The organism is Alkaliphilus transvaalensis ATCC 700919 (assembly GCF_000621485.1).
GTDB lineage: Bacteria > Bacillota > Clostridia > Peptostreptococcales > Natronincolaceae > Alkaliphilus > Alkaliphilus transvaalensis.
This window is the reverse complement of the sequence record NZ_KK211287.1, coordinates 239,006-261,170: the sequence shown is the minus strand read 5'-3', so window position 1 is coordinate 261,170 and position 22,165 is coordinate 239,006. Positions and strand designations below refer to the sequence as shown.

The window sequence follows — 22,165 nt, the reverse complement described above, 5'->3', positions numbered from 1 at the left end:
ACTTTTTGTTATAGTTTTTTAAAGTTCTTAATCAATAAGAGTATTTTGCTATTAAATAAATCAACCTACCAACCAATAACATCCCAAAGGAATTACTTTGGGTCTTTTTTTATGGCATAAATATCCATATTATTCCTATTAAAATGGAATGAATAGAAAAGTTTTAAAATCTTAAAGAAAAACATACATATTAATACATGGGGAAATTGTTTTGAATAATGAATTTCCTTTCATATAATTTAAGGTTGCTACTTTTACCTTATGGATTCGAAATCAAAAGCTAGCAATGAGGACTGTCGAAGGAGGTAATAAAAATGACCAAATTCTCAGATTTAATTAAAAAGGATCGAGAGGAGAGTAGAAAACAACACTTTGATGGGAATTTTCTAGATTATCTTGAGATACTTAAAGAAGATCCAAATTTATGTATGTTAGCCCATCAGAGAATGTATGAAGCTATTGTAAGTAAAGGAGTAGAAGTAATTAATACTGAAGAAAACCCTCGTTTAAGAAGAATATACGGCAATGACATGATCAAAAAATATGAATTTTTCAAGAAGGATTTTTTCGGAATTGATAAAACCCTCATGCAAATTGTCCGCTATTTCCATACTGCTGCCATGCAAGGGGAAGAGTCTCGCCAAGTTTTATATCTAGTTGGGCCTGTAGGCGCAGGAAAATCATCAATAATGGAGGCTCTAAAAAAAGCATTAGAAACTAGCCCACCTATATATGCTCTAAAGGGTTGCCCTATTAGAGAAGAACCCCTTCACTTAGTACCAAAGCATCTTCGTGGGGAATTTGAGGAGCTTCTAGGGGTAAGGATCGAAGGCGATTTATGTCCTGTTTGCAGGTACCGTCTTATTAATGAATTCGGTGGTGCGTTTGAAAAATTCCCCGTTAGGACTGTAGACTTTAGTATCCGTTCTAGAAAAGGAATTGGTGTAGTTCCTCCAGTTGACCCAAATAATCAAGATACCTCAGTTTTAATTGGTTCTGTTGATATTTCAAAGTTAGACCTCTATCCAGAGGATGACCCAAGGGTTATGTCCTTAAATGGTGCTTTTAATGTTGGAAATAGAGGTCTTGTTGAGTTTATTGAAGTATTTAAAAATGAAGTAGAATATCTTCATACAATGATTACTGCTACCCAAGAGAAAAGCATACCATCCCCTGGAAAGGGATCTATGATCTATTTTGATGGTATTATTTTAGCCCATTCCAATGAAGCAGAATGGAATAAGTTTAAAGCAGACCATACAAACGAAGCGATATTAGATAGAATCGTTAAAATAGAAGTCCCCTATTGTACAGAGTTAAAGGAAGAAGTAAAAATTTATAATAAAATCTTAAAAAAGAGTAAATTTACTCCCCATATCGCCCCATATACGATAGACGTTGCCTCAATGTTTGCCATTTTAACAAGATTAGTTCCATCAAATAAAGTAGATCCAATGACTAAGCTTAAGATTTATAATGGCGAGGAAATTGTTGAGAAGGGAAATATCAAGAAGGTAGATATCTTAGAGTTGAAGGAAGAGGCAGTAAATGAAGGGATGACTGGAATATCGACTAGATTTATTATGAAGGCCCTTGATACAGCTATGGCCGAATCGGAGCATAATTGTATTAATCCTATAGGAGTATTAGAAACCTTGATTAAGTCAGTAAAAGAACTGGCAATAGGGGATGAAGACAAGAAAAAGTATTTAAGTTTTCTACAGGATGGTATTAAAAAAGAATATCATAGTCTACTAGAGAAAGAAGTTACTAAAGCCTTTATCTATGGTTATAGAGAACAGGCAGAAGATTTATTTAACAACTACCTAGACCATGCCGAGGCCTATGTTAATAAGACAAAGATTAAAGATAGCAGTACAGGGGAAGAACTGGAGCCAGATGAAAAATTTATGAGATCAATTGAAGAGCAGATTGGAATCCCCGTTAGTGGGGCAAAGGGCTTCCGTCAAGATGTAACCACCTATATGTTCTATATCATGCGGAAGGGTAGTAAAATAGATTATTCTTCCTATGAGCCATTAAAAGAGGCGATAGAGAAGAAGTTAACTTCTTCAGTTAAAGAACTAAGCCGTGTGATCACTAGGACTAAGGTAAGAGATAATGAACAGAAGGAAAAATATAATGCCATGGTGGAGGAAATGAAACGTAATGGTTATTGTGACCATTGTTGTAATGTCATTCTAAAATATGCCGCCAACAATTTATGGAAGGATTAGTGGGGGTGAAGCTGTGGCCATATTTCGTGAATTTGATGGAAGGGGTAGAGACCGTGCTGCAGAAGATCGAAGAAGACATAAGGAATTGGTAGAGGACTCTATTAAGAGAAATATAGCAGATATCATTGCAGAAGAAAGTATTATTGGAGAAGATAGAAATAAAAAAATTAAGATTCCGATTAAAGGGATTAAGGAATATCAGTTTCTTTATGGAAAAAACAAACCAGGGGTAGGTTCTGGAAATGGTAATGAAAAAAGAGGAGATAAGATTGGGCAAGAAGAAATGCAGGGAGAACAGGGACAGGGGACTGACCAACCGGGTAATGCAGAGGGTGAGGACATTTATGAAACTGAAATTACCTTAGAAGAGTTGATCAAGTATCTATTTGATGATTTAGATTTGCCCTTTTTAGAAAGAAAGAAATTTAACGAAATTTTATCTGAGAAGAACTATAAAAAGTTGGGCTACCAGCAAAAAGGGATTAAACCAAGACTTGCTAAAAAAAGATCTGTAGTAGAAAAAATTAAGCGACAAAAAGCCCATCAAAGGGGAAAACAAACTTCAAATATACAGTTAAATGAAGAAGATGAGAAGGAAAAGGAACGATTCCCCTTTAAAGAAGATGACTTAAGGTATTTCCGACTAAGACAGGATATTAAAAAGGAGACTAATGCTGTTGTAATCTGTATTATGGACACCTCTGGATCGATGAATATAAATAAAAAGTATCTTGCTCGAAGTTTTTATTTTCTCCTATATCAGTTTGTTCGAGGAAAATATCTTAATGTTGAAGTTGTATTTATTGCCCACTCTACCATTGCAAAGGAGGTAAGTGAAGAAGAGTTCTTCCATAAGGTAGAATCGGGTGGGACCTATATCAGTAGTGGTTATGAAAAGGCTTTAGAGGTGATAGAGAAGAGATATAACCCATCTGTATGGAATGTCTATGCCTTCCATTGTAGTGACGGAGATAATTGGGCAGAAGACAATGACAAGGCAGTAAAACTAGCAGCTGAATTATGTAAAGCCTGCAACCTTTTTGGATATGGAGAGATTCAGATGGGATATTATCGACCAACTAGCAAGATTAAGTCTGAATTTATCAGTAAAATAGAAGATAAGAATTTTTCCATCGTAACAATGACAAGAAAGGAGGATATTATTCCTGCTCTCAAAAAATTGTTAGACAAAGAAAACGGGTATAGGGAATGATGACTTTGCCTATGGTAGACTACACTATGAAACAATTGGAAATGTGGAACAATAAAATAGAAGAGATTGTTAGAAGGGAAGGATTAAATTGCTACCCTCAAGAATTTGAAATTTGTAGTTATGAGGATATGCTTTGTTACGAAGCTTATGTGGGAATGCCCTCCCATTATCCCCATTGGAGCTATGGAAAGGCCTATGAAAGAAGTAAAACCCTTTATACCTATAATTTAAAGGGTTTAGCCTATGAAATGGTTATTAATTCAGATCCATGTCTTGCCTACCTGATGAAGGATAACACCCTACTATTACAAATTCTAACTATTGCCCATGTTTATGGACATAACGACTTCTTTAAAAACAATCGACTTTTTGCTAAGGGAACTCAAGCAGATTACACCTTTGAGATGTTTAAAAACCATGCAAATCGTATTAGAAATTATATTAAAGACCCCAGTATTGGCTATGAGAAGGTGGAAAGAATTTTAGACGCCGCCCATGCCATTAAGTTTCAGACAACTAGAGAAGTTGAAGTTAAAAAGCTATCAGAAGAAGAAAAAAGGAATCGGTTATTGGAAAAATATTATCAAGAATCTAAAGTAACAAGTATATTAGATGAAAAAAAGGAAGTACTTTTTCCAAATCTCAACAGAATTCCGTTAGAGCCTATGGATGATCTCATGGAATTTATAATAGACTATGGAGACTTAAAAGAGTGGGAAAAAGACATTATGAGGATTGTAATGGAGGAAACAAAGTATTTTATTCCTCAAATAGAAACAAAGGTTATGAATGAAGGCTGGGCCAGCTATTGGCATTACAAAATATTAAACCAGCTGGATCTTCCTCAAGGGCATCAACTAGAATTTTTAGGCAGGCACAATCAAGTAGTGAGACCTTTCTTAGGTAGTATTAATCCATATTATATGGGATTTCTGATTTTTAATGATATTGAAGCCCGTTATGGAAGGGATAAAATATTTGAAGTTAGAGAAATAGAAAGGGATCAATCCTTTATTAGAAAATATTTAACAAAGGAACTATGTGAAGAAATGAATCTATTTAAGTTTGATAAAAAGGGCAGAGATTATCAAATTGTTGAAGTTTCCGACGAGGTTGGCTGGAAGGAAATTAGAAATACGATAGCAAATCAAGTGGGGATGGGGGGAATCCCTTATATTAAGGTAGTTGAATTTAATCAAAAAGATGGTTCCCTTATGTTAGAGCATGAATTTGATGGAAGGGAATTAGAATTAGCCTATGCCTATGAGACTTTAAAATATGTAAGGGAACTTTGGGGTAATAAAGTATCTATCAAGACTAAAATAGGGCAGGTAAGTAAAAATATTATTTGTGATGAGAATAAAAAAATTACCATTCAAGGATAAAAAGATGTTTTAAAGCGATAACTGGAGGTATAATAAATAAAGATTATTTAAAAAGTATACATAAGAAAAGTAGGAGGTTTGATTATGAGCGTAAATGAAACTGTTTTAGAAGCTTTAAAAAATTCAAAGGAGCCATTAAAGGCTGGCGATATAGCAGAGGCAACAGGCTTAGATAAAAAAGATGTTGATAAAGCAATTAAGGCTTTAAAGAAGGATGAAAAAATTATATCACCAAAAAGATGCTTTTATTCAGTAAATGAATAGCATGATTAAAACACCTGTCAAATGGCAGGTGTTTTTTTTCGATACCTATCCACACTATTTAGTCAATTTCCTTAAATAAATAAATAAAGATAAAAAAAATAATTAATAATGATTATCATTAATGACTAAGGGTATATGATAAGTAATAAATATTCTGGAAGAAATTTTAGGAGGTTGAGGAAATGAAATATACATTACCAAACTTAGAATACCCATATGATGGATTAGAACCTTATTTTGATCAAGGGACGATGGAAATTCATCATACAAAACATCATCAAGCCTATGTTAATAATTTAAACTTAGCCCTTGAAGGTTATGGGGCTTTGCAAGAGAAGAGTCTTGAAGTACTTTTAAGTGAATTAGAAGCACTACCTCAGGAAATTTACTGGGCAGTAAGAAATAACGGTGGTGGACATTATAATCATAGTTTATTCTGGAAACTTCTATCACCCAATGGTGGAGGAGAACCGACGGGAGAGCTTTTAGATGCAATTAATGATACTTTTGGTAACTTTGAAGCCTTTAAAGAGACTTTTAATAAGGCAGCTGCAACACGATTTGGAAGTGGTTGGGCATGGCTAATTATCAATAAAGATAATCAATTAGAGGTAACGTCAACTCCTAATCAGGATAATCCTTTGATGGAGGGCAATAGAATTCTATTAGGTCTTGATGTTTGGGAGCATGCTTATTATCTAAAATATCAAAACAAGAGACCCGATTATGTTCAGGCTTGGTGGAATTTAGTAAATTGGGATTATGTAAGTAAGCTATATAACAACTTAAAATAGTATTGTTGTAAATGAATTACAAAAAGAGATCTCTTCTTCATCTAAGGGGTCTCTTTTTTTAGTGAGAAAATTTCAAGTCAGTGTAAACCCTATATAAATTCATAGTTATGCAATTTCCTCAAGTATAGAAACCATGAATACTAATTACAATTATATGTAAAAAAAGAGGATATTAGTAAATGGAAATAGAAATATATGAGAGCCTATTTTATAGATAATACCATAGGATAAATATTGTACCTGCTAGTTGCTTTGATGATGATGGTAGGAAAAGTGAAGAAATGTTAGAAATCAAAAGGGTGGTGTTATAATGGAATTTAAGCTTGCTTTATTGGCTGTCAAAGATGTTAAAGTGTCAAAAAAATTCTATACCGAATTATTTGACCAAGATGTTATACTGGATCTCGGATGGAATGTTACTTTTAGTGGGGGGTTTGGAATACAGCAGAATTTTGGCTGGCTCACTGGTCTTTCGGAAGAAAGCATTATAAAAAAATCAAATAATATGGAATTATATTTCGAAGTGGAAAATTTTGATGATTTTATTAGTAAAATAAAGAGTTATTCGGATATTGAATATCTTCATCCACCTAAGAAATATGATTGGCAGCAACGAGTTGTTCGTATTTATGACCCTGATTATCATATTATAGAAATTGGTGAATCAATGAAAGTTATAGTAAGAAGGTATCTTGGTGAAGGTTATTCTGTTGAAGAAACAGCCGAAATTATTCAGCATCCGGTTGAATTTGTTAGGATGGTTGAGGATAACGTGATTTTATGATTAAACAAAAAAACAGACTACAATTCTAATTTCAGTAATGGAAATACAAATCTTACTCTTACTGAGGAGGGAAAAAATGAAAAGGTACTTAATTGTGATCATATGTATAGTGATGTCTATGCTGATTTTAGGGTGCGCTAATAAATCTATAGAGTCTTTTAAAGAAGAAAGATATTACTTGGCTAACAAAATTTTTCAATTAGAAGAAGAGTTATCTCAAAAAAAAGATGAGATAATCGATTTAAAGGAGTTAAATTCCCGAATAACAAAAGAGAAAAAAGAACTTGAAGATAGTCTGATCATGTCAAAGTTTTCTTCGTATTCAAGGTTAAATGATAAAAACATGGCTTTTGAAAACTTACCAAATGTTTATAAGATAAATTCTAAATATAAAATTAAAGATGATTGGTACATATTAGAAGAAGAATTTTTTCAGTTAGAAGTAATAGGATATGAAACTGCCAAAAAGGTAGAATTTTTTTTGACTAGGATGGAATCAGATCAAGAAGAGCTTTTAATATTTGTTGATAATGATCCGAGTGATGGTTGGATTTATACAAATGATAGAATCAGTGAAGTGATAGATAGACATATTAAGGCCTCAAGTGGAAGTATCTCCTATGAACCCTATTTCATACTATACACAGAGGTAACCTTGGAGAATTACGGAACCATACAGACAACAAAATTACCAGTTTACTACAACTAAATAGGTAAAGAGGTTAGAAAATTTATAGGAGGAGATTAGGATAGAGATTAAGTTTGAAATTACAGATGAAGACTATATTAAGTTTAATTTGCATCATAATGCAATTTCCTCTATATATTGTATAAAAACATAGACTAGAAAAAAATCTAGTCTTTTTTATGTGGTTATATGGCTAATTTATAATATAGTAGAGAATTAAATCGGATGCCCGATTTCTAACCTTATAGATATAAGAAGAAAGTTGCTATTAAGTATATTAATGGTAATTGGAGAAATAATAATTTTGCGTTAAATTTCAAAGGTTGGAGGAGTATATATGAAAAAGTTAAAGGATCGTATTTATTGGGTTGGTGCAAATGACTGGGAAGTAAGATATTTTCATGGCTATGAATTATCAACCCATAGGGGGACTACATATAATGCATATTTAATTAAGGACGAGAAAAATGTTTTAATCGATACAGTGTGGGAGCCCCTTACTGAAAATTTTTTAGAGCGGTTAAAAGAAGTGATAGATATAAAAGAAATAGACTATGTTGTAATCAACCATGCAGAACCCGATCACTCGGGTGCCCTACCAGTAATTATGGAGTATTGCCCCAATGCTATAATTGTAGCATCAAAAAATGGAGAAGAAAGTATAAAACGGCATTATCATAAGGAATGGAATATTAAAGTTGTTAAAACAGGAGATAAACTTAATATAGGTAAAAATGATTTGATTTTTGTTGAAGCTCCTATGCTTCATTGGCCTGATAGCATGTTTGCTTACCTAACAGGTGAGAACATATTGTTTTCTAATGATGCCTTTGGACAACACTTTGCTTCTTCTGGCATCTTTAATGATGAAGTTGATGAAACAGAAGTTTATCAGGAAGCATTAAAATATTATGCAAATATCCTAACCCCCTTCAGTAAATTAGTTACTAAAAAAATAGAGGAGTTAAAAAGCTTAAACCTACCAGTGGACATGATCGCACCAAGCCATGGGGTCATATGGAGAGAAAATCCCATGAGAATAGTTGAAAAATACTATGAATGGGCAAGTGGAAAATCTGATAATAGCGTTGTAATATTCTATAATTCTATGTGGGGAGCCACAAAAAAAATGGCAGAACATATAGGGGATGGGTTAGATAAAGTGGGAGTAAGTTATAAGATTTATAATGTTGCTACTGCAGATAAAAATGACGTATTAACTGAGATATTTAAGTCTAAAGGAATTATTTGTGGCTCTTCTACTGTAAATAATGGAATCCTTGGCTCTTTAGCACCTGTCTTAGAAGAAATGCAGGGACTTAAATTTATTGATAAGGTAGGCGCATCCTTTGGGAGCTATGGTTGGAGTGGTGAGTCACCCAAAGTATTAGAAGATTTTCTTAAAAAGGCTAAAGTTGAAATAATTCAAGACAATATCAAATTTAAATATATCCCTAATGAAGCAGAACTAGTAGAATGCATTGAGTTTGGTAAAGCCTTTGGGAATAAAATATTATCAGAGTCTGAAAAATAGATTATCTTTTATTCTTATGGAAAGGACAGTATTCTTCTTAATGGGTCTCAAATGTAGAAAATAAAACTGTCTGACTTGTAAAGCTTAGTCAGACAGTTTTATTAGTATAAGCTAATTGTACTAAAAAAATTAAGAAAGAGTAATAGCAATCCTAATCTTTTAAATGTTGTACTCATTTTTAGGGAGTAGATTCAATAAAATTGATATACCAACCATTTGTTTCATGATGTAATAAATGGTATACCTCTTTACCTCCATCAAATTTTTGTAATAGTATTAATCCTTCTTGGTAGTCATTAAGGTAAATGGAGGGTCTTACATCGCCAATTTCAATATTTGTACCGTATTGATTGATCAAAACTAAAGAATATAGGCTGTTGTCGTCCATTTCACCTTCGCCAATTTCATATATATTTGATTTTTCATAGTTTTCTAAAGAAATATTAAATAATGATGCAACTTCTTCGTCAGAAATAGATGGAGTTTTGGTAACATGTGTATCACTTGCTAAAGAAACTTTGCCGTCAATTTCTGTATACTGTTTTTTGAATTTCATTGGTTGACCCTGTATGTCCTTTACTTCCATAATACTCCAGTCTTCTTCTTCATCATAGGCTAATAAGTAAGCCATATTGATTCCTTCTGCTGTCTGACGTAAAAATAATGCTTCATCATTTTTTAAATATATGGAAGGCTTTTGGTCGCCAACTTTAAGGGGTAAATCAAAATAAAGCTTAGATAATCCGTAGAATTTTTCATTTTTTGCTAGTTCTTGAAGATCTGTTCTTATATAATCCGTTAATGGAATATTTAAAGTGCTTGCTATATGACTTTCTAAAACCTGAAAATACTTATCTAGCGCTCTTTCAGGTTCTGAAATTTTACCTTCTTCTAATGAATATATTGATAAGCCTGGGTACCAATATTGAGATGTAGAACTAAGGTCATAGTAACTAACTGAGTTAGTGAGGGTATAAGAACCCTGGCCTTCTACTGTATATACTCCAGCTATAGAAGATGGATAATAATTAGCTACTATGTAGTTTCTTCCTGTGGAATCATAATTAGTACCTGAACCTATAAGTATTCCATCTCTAAAGACTATTGCATCTGCATCTATGTTTGTTGTAGACCAGGAAGTATGCTGATTTGACATAGAACTATTCATACTAGCATGCCAACCGTCACTACTAACAGAGATCCAGCTAGTACTAGCACCATGCACTCGATGCATTGCTGTCACATGGACGCTTAATAACATAACAATTGATAGTAACGTGAATAAAAATAAAGGTTTTTTAAAATACTTCATCATTTACACTCCTTTGTATATTATTAATAAAAAAAAACGAGTAAAATCTGTGTCACCTCCTCAAATATTTTAAAATTGGAAAATGAATCTAATAACATTATATTGAAGATAAATGTTAATGTCAATGTTGATTAGAGATTAAATGATAATTATTATATTGTAAAACTATAATAAAATTTTGATATATGCTAAAATTAAGAAGACAGAGGGGGATAAATCTAATGTTCAAATAATTAAATGAGGACGTAGATATAAGGGGGACCATATGAAAATTAAATTTATACTGCCGGCACTAGAAGAGGCAAAAAGTCCTTTTTGGAGGCCAATAAAGTATTCGCTTTTTCCACCGTTGGGACTAGCAACCCTTGCTTCATTTTGTAGCGAGACCGACGAAGTTGAAATCGTAGATGAACATGTAGAAGAGATTAAATTAGATGATCAACCAGATTTAGTGTGTATAGAAACCTATATCACTAATGCCCATCGAGCATATGAAATAGCAGACTTATATAGATCTAGAGGGATTAAGGTAGCCCTAGGTGGATTACACGCCACCACCCTTCCAGAAGAGGCTAAGGTTCATGCAGATACGGTCCTTTTAGGACTAGGTGAAGGGAATTTTCCAAAGTTCTTAGAAGATGTAAAACAAGGTAAAGTATTAGAATTTTATCAGGAGGGGGAAGTTTTCCTAGACTCCTTACCTTTACCAAGGAGAGAATTAATTAAAAGAGAAAAATACCTAGTGCCTAATTCGATGGTTTTCTCCAGAGGGTGCCCTAATAGGTGTTCTTTTTGTTATATCAGTTCCTTTTATAAAGATGGAAAATCCTTTTATACTTATAAGATAGACAGAATACTTGAAGAAATTGATAGTTTGCAAGGTAGGCATTTATATTTTTTAGATGATAACTTGTTTGCTGATAAGAAGTTAGTAAGGGAAGTCTTTAGAGAGATGAGAGGGATGAATAAGTTTTTTCAAGGGGCTATAACAGTAGATTCAGTTTTAGCAGATGATACAATTGAATTAGCTTATGAAGCTGGCTTTAGAAGTGCTTTTATTGGGTTTGAAAGCATAAACCAAGATAATATTTGCCTATCCAATAAACGAACCAACCTAGTAGACCAATATAAAAAGGCCATTAAGCGACTAGACCAATTGGGGATCATGATAAATGGTAGTTTTATTTTTGGTTTAGATCATGATGATTTAGATGTATTTGATAGAACAACAGATTGGGCAATAAATAATGGAATTTCCACCGCTACAAATCATATTTTAACACCCTATCCTGGTACAGCATTATTTGAAAAAATGAAACAGGAGGGGCGCCTGCTAACTGAAGAATGGAAACTCTATGATACAAGACATCTTGTATTTAAACATCCTAACATTTCAAAAGAAGAAATGGAAGCAGGATACCAAAGGGCCTATAAAGATTTTTATAGGTGGGGAAACATCGCTAAGTCATCTAATGAACACCAGACTTTTAAAATGAAGTTGAAGCATTTTACCTATGCAGGAGCATGGAAAAAGTTTGAGCCTGTATGGAACTTTATTATCAAGACAGATCAACTATCTAAAACAAGAATTGCCCTTGTGGGGGCATTGAAATAAGGAAACTAAATAGCTAAGACCTCCTAAGTAGTGTCTTAGCTATTTAGTTACTGTCTGGGAAGTATGGGTTTATCCTCTTAACCTACTATAGCTAGGAAGAAGGGGAGCCTGTTTGGCAGGTTTTTTACTTTCAAAGATCTTTTTAAAACCAGATATAGCAACCATTAAACCTAGGGCAACAAGAAGAATTGCAAATACTAATTGTAGTCCATCTACATGAAGGACAAAATCATTAGCAACAAATATTTTATTGAAAATTCTGTATATTACTTGTGTAAGCGCAGTGAAGGTAACTGCCAACATAATTACCATTGGTCCCCACAGCATGAATCCTTTACGATTGGTCTTTTTTAGAAATACAGCTAAAGCGATCAGAGCTAGGGCTGATAATAGTTGATTTGCTGAACCAAATAAAGGCCAAATGTTTTGGTATCCTACGACAGAAAGCATGTAGGCAAACGCTAGGGTAACTCCAGTAGAGAAAAATTTACTAGTTAGTAGTTTTCTAATGGGGGTCATATTTTCAACTTTACCATCATCCTCCATAAATAGTTCTTGAAAAGAAAGTCTCCCGATTCGTGCTACAGAGTCGAGGGAAGTTAAGGCAAAGGCAGAAACTGCAAGGGTAATTACTGTAAAGATTGCCACTTCAGATAAACCTAACACACTTAAAAAACCAGCAATTCCTTGGGCGAATACGGTAGGGGGTGTTCCTACAGGTAGGGCCCCTCCCACCGATAGAGCGCCTACGGTAATAAGTGCTATAACAGCAAGAAGACATTCTAAAAGCATTGAGCCAAAGGAAATTGGCAATATATCCTTTTCATTTTGAATTTGCTTCGAACTAGTACCCGATGAAACTAATGCGTGGAAACCTGATACTGCACCACAGGCAATGGTGACAAACAAAACTGGAAACATCATTTGACCATTTACAACAAATCCAGAAAAAGCTGGGAGATGAATCGTTGGGTTAGCAACAAAAACCCCCACAACTGCTGAAACCATCATAGCTACTAATAGGAAAGAATTTAGATAATCCCTTGGTTGTAGCAATGCCCATACAGGAGTAACAGATGCAACAAATACATAAGCAAATACAAAATAGAGCCAAGTAGCCTTATTAATAAAGATCGGGAAGGCAAGACCTAAAACAATGGAGGCCACTAAAAGGGTAATACCAACAATATTTGAAACCAGTGATGAAGGGTTTTTCTTGTAAAGAAATAAGCCAAAACCAACAGCAGCGACAATAAATAACAGCGAAGTTGTAGCAGTAGAACCATTGGCTGTATTTATTCCGCCATCAGCTGTAAAGCCATTAAAGGTACCTGCAACGATATCGGCAAAGGCAGCTACAACCAAAATAGAAAATAACCACACGAAAAGAAGGAAAAGTCTTTTACCTGTTTTACCAATATAGAGTTCTATAATGTAACCAACACTCTTTCCTTTGTTTTTAACCGATGCATACATAGCAGCAAAGTCTTGTACTGCCCCAAAGAAAATACCTCCAAATAAAATCCATAATAATACAGGAACCCAACCAAACATAGCTGCGATGATGGGTCCATTAATTGGCCCTGCCCCAGCTATCGATGCAAACTGATGGCCAAATACAACACTTGATTTTGCAGGCACGTAATCAACACCATCTTCCATTTCATAGGCTGGTGTTTTTGCTTTTGGGTCAATCCCCCAGCTTTTTGCTAACCATTTACCATAGCTTAGATACGCTCCGCCTAAAACAACAATTGAAATTAACATCATAACTACTCCATTCATCCTATTACCTCCTAATATTTGTTATTGTTTGGCAGAAGACTACCCATTTCAAAGAAAAGAGTTCAAACATAAAAAAATCCTCGCCCCCTATAAATAATATAAGAGACGAAGATTATACTCCGCGTTACCACTCTTGTTGTTGCAGATGCAACCCCTTTAACATATCGAACAAGCTTTATCGTATAATAAAGTTTGTTGAATACGCTTCTTTTTAACGGTAGAAACCCGGTCAAACTTAATTGGCTAAGCCTTTCAGCTGACTGCTCACAGGTGATATAAATTTTGAGATTCATATCGTCTTCCACCACCCGACGACTCTCTGAAATGAATTGGTCAAAATCACGTTTCCTGTTCATAGCATTTCTGTTTTCTGTTCTTCTGTTGAAAATAATTGTAGCACCCGATAGGACCCTTGTCAAGAATATTTTTAAATTATTTTGAATTGTATAAATTTACAATAAATATAATTGCTAATTTAATTTTATAAATAGAAAAACAACATAGGTTGTTACTTACCAATGTTGTTAGGGTTTGCAGGTAATTATATTAGAATCTCACCAGAGATAAATTTTTGTGTATCTGTATTTTGACTGTTAAAAATAACTTCATTCATTTCTCCGTATTCGACTATTTTTCCATTAATCATAAAGGCCACATGACTACATAAGCGTTTTGCTTGTTGAATATTATGGGTTACCATGATAATTGTAGGCCTATACCCTTCATGGAACTGTTTAATGGTGTTTTCTAATAAAACCATAGAGGAAGGGTCAATATTAGCGGTAAATTCGTCAAGAATGAGTAGCGATGGACGAAAAATCAATGCTCTGGCAAGGGCAACTTTTTGAGCTTCTCCGCCTGATAAGGTCCAGGCTTTTTGGTCCTTCAATTCCATAATTTCCATTGTCTTCATCATAGAAATGACTCTATTATCAATTTCAGCCTGATCTAATTTCCTTAACTGTAGAGGATAGGCTATATTATTATATACAGTGGTTCGTAATAAATAGGGTTTTTGGAAAACTAAGGTCATGTCCTTTGAAAGTTCATTGGAAAAACCTCCTCCATTGTATAAAATTTCACCCGAGGTGGCATCTTCAACATTAGATAATATTTTGACTAAGGTACTTTTTCCTGCTCCATTAGGTCCAATAATCCCCAAGAAAGTACCTTTAGAAATATGTAATTGATTAATATCTAAGACACTTTTACTTTCATAGTGTTTCTTCAACGCCTTAATTCTTAAATCCATATCAGCCCTCCTCTTCTAACTGTCCTGTTGTAAATGATACAAGAATGAATTAACGACAAAAGAAATTAGTAAAAGGACAATTCCAATAGCAATGGCGTTTTCATATTCCCCCATATTTCTAAGCATAGCAATAGTTGTGGTCATTACCCTTGTATGTCCTTTAATATTTCCCCCAACAATCATTACAGCTCCAACCTCTGAAATTGCCCTACCAAAACCAGAAACTAAACCGGTGAAGATACTAAAGCGAAGTTCTTTTATTAAAAGAATAAGTGTTTGGGAGGGGTTAGCACCTAAGGTTTTAGCCACCCTTTTAATTTCTTCTCCCTTTTCTTTAGCACCGTTATAAAGGATACCAGTAATAATAGGTGTAACCAAAAGAAATTGAGCAATAATCATAGCAGTAGGGGTAAAGATTAAACCAAGGTGTCCCAAGGGACCCCGTCTAGAAATAAAGAGGTAAACGATCAGCCCCACTATAACAGGGGGTAAACTCATCATAGTATAAATAAAACGTACCAGTGGTTTTTTGAAAGGAAATTGCTTAGTGCCGATAATAATCCCACAAGGGACAGCAACAAGCCCAGATAAAAGGGTAGAAGTTAGGGAAACATAAAGGGAGAGAATAATGACCTCGTAAACTTCTTTATCCAGTGAAAATAGTAGCCTCATAGCATTGATGATTCCAGTCAATATCTCTCTCAAATTGTTTCCCCCTAACGTCTAGTTATTATTTTGCATTTGGAATAAATAAAGATTGACCATATAGATCTTTACCAAATTCTCCAATTAAGTTTTGTCCTTTTTCCGATAACATCCAGTTAATAAATACCTCGGCACCTTCTTTATTTATTTTATCATTTTTGTTTGGGTTTACGGCAATAATTCCATACTGATTAAAGAGTTTTACATCTCCTTCAACAATAATATCTAAATCTAGTTTGTCCATCATTGACAAATAAGTAGCTCTATCAGTTAAGGTATAGCCCATCAATTCATCTGCCATTTGAAGAACTGCACCCATTCCTTGTCCAGCAGAGACATATTCTTTTCCTGTTGTTTCTATATTTAATTCCTGCCAGAGGGCAAGCTCCATTTTGTGGGTACCAGAATCATCGCCTCTAGAAATAAAGGTACCGTTATTTTCATGAATTAGGGAAAAAGCCTTTAATATGTCGGATGGAGCATCTGTAGATAAATTCATAGGATCATCAGCAGGACCAACAAGAATAAAATCATTATACATTACGTCAAATCTTTCAATACCATGTCCTTCTTCCACGAACTTTTCTTCTGAAGCCTTTGCATGGGCCAATAGAACATCAGCATCGCCATCTTCTCCCATTTTGATAGCCTGGCCAGTTCCAACAGCTACGACTTTTACTGAAATTCCTGTATCTTCCGTAAAAATAGGTAGGATCGCATCCAATAAACCACTATTTTCTGTACTGGTGGTGGTGGAAAGAATGATGCTTTGTTGAAGACCTGTAGGTTGTTGTGGGCCATTTTCAGATGAAGAGTCAACTGGTTTTGAACAGGCCGACAGTATAGATGTAATCAAAACTAAACTAAGTAGAAGCAGTAACGAACTTTTTTTCATAATTTTAAACATAAAAATTCCCCCTTTTGATTTTATTTTTAAATTTAGAAGATAATAGCGCCTTCCATAGTAGAGGGAGAAAATGCATAAAAAAATACCCTAAGGGGCATCAGCAAAAAGAACTTGAAAGTTGCTATGTATGACTCCTTTCCACTATGGGAGGCATTACCGTTTCCAGTAATACCCTAAAGGTTTATACTCCATGAAAATTTTTAGGAACATAAACTCGGAGATATGAACTTGTACTTATAGTCTAATTTATTATCTGAAAATTGTCAATAAATAACTACATCTCTTTAATCGAAATGTAGTTATTAGAAATACAGGATTAGTTATGGTTGCTGATCTCGATTAAGTATAAAATTTTTAACATCTTCGACATCTTTTTTTACAGCTTCAATAACATTTAATTTGTCTGTTAGGGTTTGAATGATTGACTGATAGTTAAGTTCCCTCTGATCTTGTTTAACATCCCTTTTTTCTTGATTTTTTAATATGTATAAAATCAGCACCACAGATAAAACAGCCCACACTCCTTGAGATGATGCAAGTTTTAATAATTCGTTTTCCATAAGATTAACCTCCTCTACCTAAATTTTATCTGTCTTACTATTAAATAAGCTAATTCCCCTTAAAAAGTAAACCCCAATACCAGAATGTAATTTATATGTAAAATATGATGAAAAAATGTTAATATGGTTGACTATTTTAATATATATACATTTTTGTTAATAAAATAATGAAAGCAATAAAATCTATTTTAAAAAGACTATAGGTCTTGATATTACGGAATTTATCCCTTGATTTTTGGTTACTTTAATTGTATTTTGTCTTGAAAAATAAAGACAAAGAGTTAACAATTAGATAAAATAAAATTAGGGATAGAGGACTATTTTACAGAAAATTTACGGGAATGGTTTACAGAAAATTCAAAAAAATACTCTTATTATATAAGAGGTAAAATAGTCTTATTCTAATATAAATAAAGGGGGGGAGTGTATTGAATCAATTAGTGAAGGGTTTTGTAGATGAACAAAAGCTAAAGGAACCATTGCTAGAAGAGGAAAGCTCAACATCAATAGAGGAAGATTTTACAGATTATATTTTCAAGGTTTATTTGTATGGTTATGTAAAAAAAACGATTATTTTTTCAGCGATTCAAATTAAGAAAAAAACTAATCAAATTAGAAAACGAGAAGAGTTGACTCTAAATGTTGTAGATCCAGATTTTCAAGAGGAAAGGTTAAATCTTATTAGTTATGGTGAAGTTGACTTTATTGAAGAGATATTTCAACTGATAGATGATGCTCCCGTGTATAATGAAATATCCCATAATGAAGAAATGATTAAAGCGATGGACACTTTAACTGATAGACAAAAAGAAATATTATATAGGTGTATCATAAAGGGTGAAAGTGACACTTTAGTTGGATATAAGCTTGGAATCTCAAAACAAGGGGTTAATAAAATAAAGAAAACGGCCCTTAAGAAATTAAGATTAATATTGGGTGAAGGGGAAAAGGTGATTTAACAAGGAGGGGGAAAAATGGGAAATAGAGACTTAAGAATTATTTTTGAAAAGGCACAAGAGGGGGATCAAGAAGCGATAGAGAGAATTTTAAAGTTATTTGAACCTCTAATCTACAAACATAGTATTGAAAATGGCGTATTTAATGAAGATTGTTTTCAAGAATTAAATATTAAGCTAATTAAATGTATTCAATCTTTTAAATTTGAGCCAAATGAAGAAATACAAAAATGTAGGGAAGAGATTTATTCTATCATTAGCCGTTAAGATATATAAAAAATGGACAGCATTCATTAAATTCCCTTGTATTTCTAGATTAATAGTACAAAAAATAATGTTGTGGAAAAATCATATTAAGGAGGGAATTAAGATGGCTAGACAGGTAGATCCAAATGCAAAAATGGCATTAAACAATTATAAAATGGAAATTGCTAATGAATTAGGAATAAATAATCCAACAGCTCCAACATCAGTAATCGATAGTAGAGGTAATATGAGCATGACTAAAAGAATGGTAAAAGCAGGCGAAGGAAGATTTTCTAGAAAGAATAAATAAAGTTTAGGATAAAGAAAAAAGCTTTTGACTCCATTTTTTAGTTGTCAAAAGCTTTTTTTCCGTATCTACTATATTATTTTAGTCATAACTTTTTCTCCATTAAGGATCTCTTCCTGAAAACCCATTCGCTTTAAGTAGTTAATGTGTTTCGGGTTTGAGGAATAGGAATGAAATTTTTTAAATCCTAAATTAATAAAATAGTTTTGATAATCGTTAAAGATATACTTGCCAATTTTAAAGTCCCTATAGGCAGGTACGGCAAAATCAACGTTGATAACAAGGGTTTCAGAATCTTCCTTGGTTGCAATAAATATTCCTGCTGGTACAAGGTTTCTTAGAATATAAAAACCAAAGGTGTCTTCAGTAAAGAGGAAGGGGTCTTTAGGGGAGGAAAAACTTTTTATATCCTCACGATAAAATTCTAAAAAAGCTTTTAAGTATTGATCATCCTTACCTACTTCAATAATTTTAAAATATTCTTTTTCGGAAAGTATTTTAAAAAGATAATAGATATTAATAAAGATGATAAATGTATTAATTAAACCTACAGGAAAAGCTCCTATAGCAAAACCATAGACAGCAAATAAAGCGGAGCCAACTAGATTATAAATTCTAAGCTTTACAATAGAACTCATAAGTAAAGAAATTGCCACTAATATTGAAGCTGCATAACCCAGCCATTCTAAAAGTTCTTGGTTCATCTTAAGTCCTCCATAATAAATTTTATTTTAAAAACATTTTGCACCAAAAATATATTATATTTTAAAATATAAGTTTTGTCTATTAAAACATAAATTATGTTAAAATGAGAATGATAAATAAAAAATTGATAAAAGAGGTGTAAGGTTTTGTCATTAAACATAGGAAAGATTAATGAACTTAAAGTTGCAAGAAAAACTAAATATGGTGCATTTTTAGAAACAACAGGTAATCATAAAGAAGATGTTTTATTACCCCAAAAGGAAGTTACCGACGAATTAGCAGTTGGGGACTTAGTAAAGGTTTTTGTCTATAGAGACTCTATGGATCGGGTTACAGCAACCTTCAAAAAGCCCTATGGTGAAGTAGGTAGCTTAGCCTATTTAAAGGTAGTAGATTTAACTGGAATAGGAGCGTTTTTAGATTGGGGGTTAGAAAAAGATATATTACTACCCATAAGTGAACAGACAACCCGTGTTAGAAAAGGAAGCTCTTATTTAGTAAAGATTTATATTGATAAAAGTAATCGTCTTTGCTGTACCATGAACATTGATGAAGAACTGAAAGTATCGGCTCCTTATAAGACTGGAGATTTAGTGAAGGGTACAGTTTATAGTATTAACCCTAGACTAGGATTATTTGTAGCAATAGATAATCAATATTATGGATTAGCCCATACGTCTGAAGTATTTAAAACTTATCAGGTTGGAGACCAAGATACCTTTAGAATTATTAAAGTTAGGGAGGATGGAAAGGTTGATCTTTCCACTAAGAAACTAGCCTATCAGCAAATGGATGATGATGCTGAAAAACTTCTTTATCTGCTAAAACAATATGAAGGATTTTTACCGATTAACGATAAAAGTGATCCTAAAGAAATTAACAAATACATACCTACCAGCAAAAATGCCTTCAAACGAGCATTAGGAAAGTTGTTAAAAGAGAAAAAAGTAGTACAAGACAGTAAGGGGATTAGGTTATTAAAATAACATAATAAAGAAATTTAAAAAAGCCTATATCGTTGGTTTAAGTTTAACCAGCTATATAGGCTTTTTTCTATTCACAATTCATTAATTATTCAATTTCCATGTGTTTTAAGGAACTTGTTGTAAACTTCAAATAAAACTTTTAATAGACTATATAGTAAGCTGTTTTTTTACTTCATAAAAATAGGAGGTAACTAGAATTGTGGAATACCATCATAATTGTAAAATTGAATGTATACTAACTGAGAAGGTTCATGATAGTTGTTTAGCTATAGATGAAAAATCTAGCAAACTTGTTATTAATAATTGGAGTATATCGGGTTTAAAAGTTGGCGACTTAGTCATTTGTCAACTGGATCAAAAAGGAGTAAGCTGTACAGAACTTAGCCGAAGTTTTCTTGGTGATGGCTTTTTTTCCTTTCAGATTATGGTGTTAGTACCAATGGTTATATCTAACCCTAATAATCTGTCACAACAGGCAGATTTAATTTTTAACTATGTTAAGCAGATTAAATTAAGGACATCTGATGAAACAACTCTAAACTGTAAGGCTAGCAGATTATTATTCTGTAATGCCCTAGTTACTGAAATAAATATTGTTAATGGTGAAATTACAATAAACTGTAGGATCAAAGTAGCCTTAGAAGTTAAAAGTATATCAGAAGTTCAATTGCTTGTACCAAGTTACGGAATATGTGAACCCACACCATGTCAAGAAATAACTAATGATCGCATTCAATCTATTGATCTTGATCAGGAAGATGATCTGTTAGGAGAAGCGGAAGTTGAGGCCCATAACAACCAAATTTGAAGGGAGAAGAGGAAATGGAGAAGAATCTTGCTATATTTATTCCTAATCTATTAACTTGGGACGGCAAACGCCCTATTATTGGCGGGTTGGAAAGGTATATGATTACTTTAGGAAAGCTATTAACAGATATGGGATATCAAATCACATTTCATCAAAATGGTTATGAAGATTTTGAGACGAACTACTTAAATTGGCCTGTGTATGGATATAAAGCAGATCCAAGAAATCTTAGGGATGTGATAGAGGGGATAGAAAAAAATGTAGAAGGGAGGGTTTTATACTCATCAATTCTTCAACAAGTTTATTATAGACCTAATTCAATTTGTATATCCCATGGTGTATGGTGGGAGAGACCAGGATCAAGTCCAGAAATGGCAAAAAAATTCTATGGAAATTTTGTTGAAGGGGCTTTAAAACAAGCAAAGTTAATCATATCCTGCGACTATAATTTTTTAAACGTAACTAGAGCCATTTATCCAAATCTAGCAGATGAAAAAGTAAGAGTTATTCCTAATTTTGTTGACCTAAAGGAATTTTATCCTCGTAAAAAGGAAAAAGGTAATCGAACTCGCATTGTGTTTCCCCGTCGAATTTCTGCAGAAAGAGGTTTTGGTGTTTTTATTGATGTTGTACCCCGCCTGCTTAATCAGTATCCAAATCTTGAAGTTTGTTTTGCAGTCGATAAAAATAACCCAGAAAATCTAAAGCTGTTCCATCAATGGAGGGAAGCAGAGGTCCATAAAGATCGGATATTGTATCATCATCCTAGTTATGAAGATATGCCAGAAATCTATGCTGATGGAGATATTGTAGTGATCCCTAGTATTTATTCGGAGGGCACGAGTTTTTCTTGCCTAGAAGCTATGGCGATGGGCAAAGCCATTTTAGCCACAAACGTGGGAGGCCTTACTAACTTAATTATTAATGGTTATAATGGATTGTTAATACATCCTTCTAAAGAAAGTATTTTTCATGCACTATGTTATTTAATAGAAAACCCTGCAGAGGGTGCTAGGTTAGGACAAAATGCAACGTCCACCTCTAGCGCCTTTAGTAAAGAAATATGGATGAAAAGGTGGAGCCAATGCATAAAACAGATTTACCCAATATAAGTATAAGGTA

General features: G+C 33.4%; 22 protein-coding genes, 1 riboswitch and 1 other annotated feature. Of the genes, 15 read left to right on the top strand and 7 right to left on the bottom strand.

The annotated features are described in order from the left end of the window. The first annotated feature begins 314 nt into the window (after positions 1–314). From T335_RS0118155 to T335_RS0118120, 8 genes are all read left to right on the top strand, one after another. Positions 315–2,237 carry a PrkA family serine protein kinase gene (locus T335_RS0118155; protein WP_034328867.1) on the top strand — a complete coding sequence of 641 codons (1,923 nt, stop codon included), beginning with the start codon at positions 315–317 and terminating at the stop codon, positions 2,235–2,237. 13 nt (positions 2,238–2,250) lie between these two features. Continuing rightward, a complete protein-coding gene (gene yhbH, locus T335_RS0118150) occupies positions 2,251–3,450 on the top strand; it encodes a sporulation protein YhbH (RefSeq protein WP_026478794.1) in 1,200 nt (399 codons plus the stop codon). Then, positions 3,447–4,835, top strand: a complete 1,389-nt coding sequence (locus T335_RS0118145; protein ID WP_330371288.1) for a SpoVR family protein — start codon at positions 3,447–3,449, stop codon at positions 4,833–4,835. Before yhbH ends, T335_RS0118145 begins: the two co-directional genes overlap by 4 nt. A gap of 84 nt (positions 4,836–4,919) precedes the next feature. Beyond that, entirely contained in the window at positions 4,920–5,099 is a 180-nt protein-coding gene (locus tag T335_RS0118140) for a helix-turn-helix domain-containing protein (protein ID WP_026478792.1), read from the top strand. Positions 5,100–5,281: 182 nt separating this feature from the next. Continuing rightward, positions 5,282–5,893: a superoxide dismutase gene (locus T335_RS0118135; protein ID WP_026478791.1), complete on the top strand. Its 612-nt coding sequence runs from the start codon at positions 5,282–5,284 to the stop codon at positions 5,891–5,893. A 310-nt stretch (positions 5,894–6,203) separates the two neighbouring features. Next, positions 6,204–6,677 carry a VOC family protein gene (locus T335_RS0118130; RefSeq protein WP_026478790.1) on the top strand — a complete coding sequence of 158 codons (474 nt, stop codon included), beginning with the start codon at positions 6,204–6,206 and terminating at the stop codon, positions 6,675–6,677. 76 nt (positions 6,678–6,753) lie between these two features. Next, complete coding sequence (locus T335_RS0118125) at positions 6,754–7,386, top strand: hypothetical protein (RefSeq protein WP_026478789.1); 633 nt, start codon at positions 6,754–6,756, stop codon at positions 7,384–7,386. A gap of 316 nt (positions 7,387–7,702) precedes the next feature. Beyond that, complete coding sequence (locus T335_RS0118120) at positions 7,703–8,899, top strand: oxygen-binding di-iron domain-containing protein (protein WP_026478788.1); 1,197 nt, start codon at positions 7,703–7,705, stop codon at positions 8,897–8,899. A 178-nt stretch (positions 8,900–9,077) separates the two neighbouring features. On the opposite strand, the gene T335_RS0118115 is transcribed toward T335_RS0118120, so the two are convergent. Continuing rightward, the gene (locus tag T335_RS0118115) at positions 9,078–10,211 is read right to left on the bottom strand and encodes a hypothetical protein (protein WP_026478787.1); all 1,134 of its coding nucleotides are present in this window, start codon (positions 10,209–10,211) and stop codon (positions 9,078–9,080) included. A gap of 265 nt (positions 10,212–10,476) precedes the next feature. Here T335_RS0118115 and T335_RS0118110 point away from each other — a divergent pair, with 265 nt between their 5' ends. After that, on the top strand, positions 10,477–11,826 hold the full coding sequence (locus tag T335_RS0118110) for a B12-binding domain-containing radical SAM protein (RefSeq protein WP_026478786.1): 1,350 nt from the start codon (positions 10,477–10,479) through the stop codon (positions 11,824–11,826). A gap of 69 nt (positions 11,827–11,895) precedes the next feature. Here the strand turns inward: T335_RS0118110 and T335_RS0118105 are convergent, their stop codons facing one another. From T335_RS0118105 to T335_RS0118085, 5 genes are all read right to left on the bottom strand, one after another. Further along, positions 11,896–13,611, bottom strand: coding sequence for a carbon starvation CstA family protein (locus T335_RS0118105; RefSeq protein WP_026478785.1), 1,716 nt, complete (start codon positions 13,609–13,611; stop codon positions 11,896–11,898). 98 nt (positions 13,612–13,709) lie between these two features. Further along, positions 13,710–13,976 (bottom strand) — a binding site (T-box leader). Positions 13,977–14,152: 176 nt separating this feature from the next. Beyond that, complete coding sequence (locus T335_RS0118100; protein ID WP_026478784.1) at positions 14,153–14,863, bottom strand: ATP-binding cassette domain-containing protein; 711 nt, start codon at positions 14,861–14,863, stop codon at positions 14,153–14,155. Positions 14,864–14,878: 15 nt separating this feature from the next. After that, entirely contained in the window at positions 14,879–15,568 is a 690-nt protein-coding gene (locus tag T335_RS0118095; protein WP_156943725.1) for an ABC transporter permease, read from the bottom strand. A gap of 25 nt (positions 15,569–15,593) precedes the next feature. Then, positions 15,594–16,475, bottom strand: coding sequence for a substrate-binding domain-containing protein (locus T335_RS0118090; protein WP_242837323.1), 882 nt, complete (start codon positions 16,473–16,475; stop codon positions 15,594–15,596). 115 nt (positions 16,476–16,590) lie between these two features. Beyond that, positions 16,591–16,707: riboswitch (molybdenum cofactor riboswitch) on the bottom strand. 88 nt (positions 16,708–16,795) lie between these two features. Next, positions 16,796–17,035: a BhlA/UviB family holin-like peptide gene (locus T335_RS0118085; RefSeq protein WP_026478781.1), complete on the bottom strand. Its 240-nt coding sequence runs from the start codon at positions 17,033–17,035 to the stop codon at positions 16,796–16,798. A gap of 428 nt (positions 17,036–17,463) precedes the next feature. Here T335_RS0118085 and T335_RS0118080 point away from each other — a divergent pair, with 428 nt between their 5' ends. The 3 genes from T335_RS0118080 (at position 17,464) to T335_RS22410 (ending at position 18,547) form a co-directional block, all read left to right on the top strand. Then, positions 17,464–17,994, top strand: coding sequence for a sigma factor-like helix-turn-helix DNA-binding protein (locus T335_RS0118080; protein ID WP_026478780.1), 531 nt, complete (start codon positions 17,464–17,466; stop codon positions 17,992–17,994). Between the two features lie 15 nt (positions 17,995–18,009). Further along, complete coding sequence (locus T335_RS0118075) at positions 18,010–18,258, top strand: helix-turn-helix domain-containing protein (protein ID WP_026478779.1); 249 nt, start codon at positions 18,010–18,012, stop codon at positions 18,256–18,258. Positions 18,259–18,361: 103 nt separating this feature from the next. Continuing rightward, the gene (locus tag T335_RS22410) at positions 18,362–18,547 is read left to right on the top strand and encodes a small, acid-soluble spore protein, alpha/beta type (protein WP_034328866.1); all 186 of its coding nucleotides are present in this window, start codon (positions 18,362–18,364) and stop codon (positions 18,545–18,547) included. Between the two features lie 68 nt (positions 18,548–18,615). Here T335_RS22410 and T335_RS0118065 read toward each other — a convergent pair whose 3' ends face one another. Next, a complete protein-coding gene (locus T335_RS0118065; RefSeq protein WP_026478777.1) occupies positions 18,616–19,248 on the bottom strand; it encodes a YgjV family protein in 633 nt (210 codons plus the stop codon). Positions 19,249–19,395: 147 nt separating this feature from the next. Between T335_RS0118065 and T335_RS0118060 the strand changes: the two genes are divergently transcribed. The 3 genes from T335_RS0118060 (at position 19,396) to T335_RS0118050 (ending at position 22,155) form a co-directional block, all read left to right on the top strand. Continuing rightward, positions 19,396–20,235: a CvfB family protein gene (locus T335_RS0118060; RefSeq protein ID WP_026478776.1), complete on the top strand. Its 840-nt coding sequence runs from the start codon at positions 19,396–19,398 to the stop codon at positions 20,233–20,235. Positions 20,236–20,434: 199 nt separating this feature from the next. Beyond that, positions 20,435–21,043 (top strand): hypothetical protein, encoded by a 609-nt coding sequence (locus T335_RS21275; protein WP_051569400.1) that lies wholly within the window; start codon positions 20,435–20,437, stop codon positions 21,041–21,043. Positions 21,044–21,057: 14 nt separating this feature from the next. Beyond that, positions 21,058–22,155, top strand: a complete 1,098-nt coding sequence (locus T335_RS0118050; RefSeq protein ID WP_026478775.1) for a glycosyltransferase family 4 protein — start codon at positions 21,058–21,060, stop codon at positions 22,153–22,155. Positions 22,156–22,165 lie beyond the last annotated feature (10 nt).

Excerpts from the sequence above, each read along its gene's own strand:
- T335_RS0118155 (WP_034328867.1), top strand. The coding sequence starts at position 315 with ATGACCAAATTCTCAGATTTAATTAAAAAGGATCGAGAGGAGAGTAGA.
- T335_RS0118145 (WP_330371288.1), top strand. The coding sequence starts at position 3,447 with ATGATGACTTTGCCTATGGTAGACTACACTATGAAACAATTGGAAATG.
- T335_RS0118140 (WP_026478792.1), top strand. The coding sequence starts at position 4,920 with ATGAGCGTAAATGAAACTGTTTTAGAAGCTTTAAAAAATTCAAAGGAG.
- T335_RS0118135 (WP_026478791.1), top strand. The coding sequence starts at position 5,282 with ATGAAATATACATTACCAAACTTAGAATACCCATATGATGGATTAGAA.
- T335_RS0118130 (WP_026478790.1), top strand. The coding sequence starts at position 6,204 with ATGGAATTTAAGCTTGCTTTATTGGCTGTCAAAGATGTTAAAGTGTCA.
- T335_RS0118125 (WP_026478789.1), top strand. The coding sequence starts at position 6,754 with ATGAAAAGGTACTTAATTGTGATCATATGTATAGTGATGTCTATGCTG.
- T335_RS0118120 (WP_026478788.1), top strand. The coding sequence starts at position 7,703 with ATGAAAAAGTTAAAGGATCGTATTTATTGGGTTGGTGCAAATGACTGG.
- T335_RS0118115 (WP_026478787.1), bottom strand. The coding sequence starts at position 10,211 with ATGAAGTATTTTAAAAAACCTTTATTTTTATTCACGTTACTATCAATT.
- T335_RS0118110 (WP_026478786.1), top strand. The coding sequence starts at position 10,477 with ATGAAAATTAAATTTATACTGCCGGCACTAGAAGAGGCAAAAAGTCCT.
- T335_RS0118105 (WP_026478785.1), bottom strand. The coding sequence starts at position 13,611 with ATGAATGGAGTAGTTATGATGTTAATTTCAATTGTTGTTTTAGGCGGA.
- T335_RS0118100 (WP_026478784.1), bottom strand. The coding sequence starts at position 14,863 with ATGGATTTAAGAATTAAGGCGTTGAAGAAACACTATGAAAGTAAAAGT.
- T335_RS0118090 (WP_242837323.1), bottom strand. The coding sequence starts at position 16,475 with ATGTTTAAAATTATGAAAAAAAGTTCGTTACTGCTTCTACTTAGTTTA.
- T335_RS0118085 (WP_026478781.1), bottom strand. The coding sequence starts at position 17,035 with ATGGAAAACGAATTATTAAAACTTGCATCATCTCAAGGAGTGTGGGCT.
- T335_RS0118075 (WP_026478779.1), top strand. The coding sequence starts at position 18,010 with ATGGGAAATAGAGACTTAAGAATTATTTTTGAAAAGGCACAAGAGGGG.
- T335_RS22410 (WP_034328866.1), top strand. The coding sequence starts at position 18,362 with ATGGCTAGACAGGTAGATCCAAATGCAAAAATGGCATTAAACAATTAT.
- T335_RS0118065 (WP_026478777.1), bottom strand. The coding sequence starts at position 19,248 with ATGAACCAAGAACTTTTAGAATGGCTGGGTTATGCAGCTTCAATATTA.
- T335_RS0118050 (WP_026478775.1), top strand. The coding sequence starts at position 21,058 with ATGGAGAAGAATCTTGCTATATTTATTCCTAATCTATTAACTTGGGAC.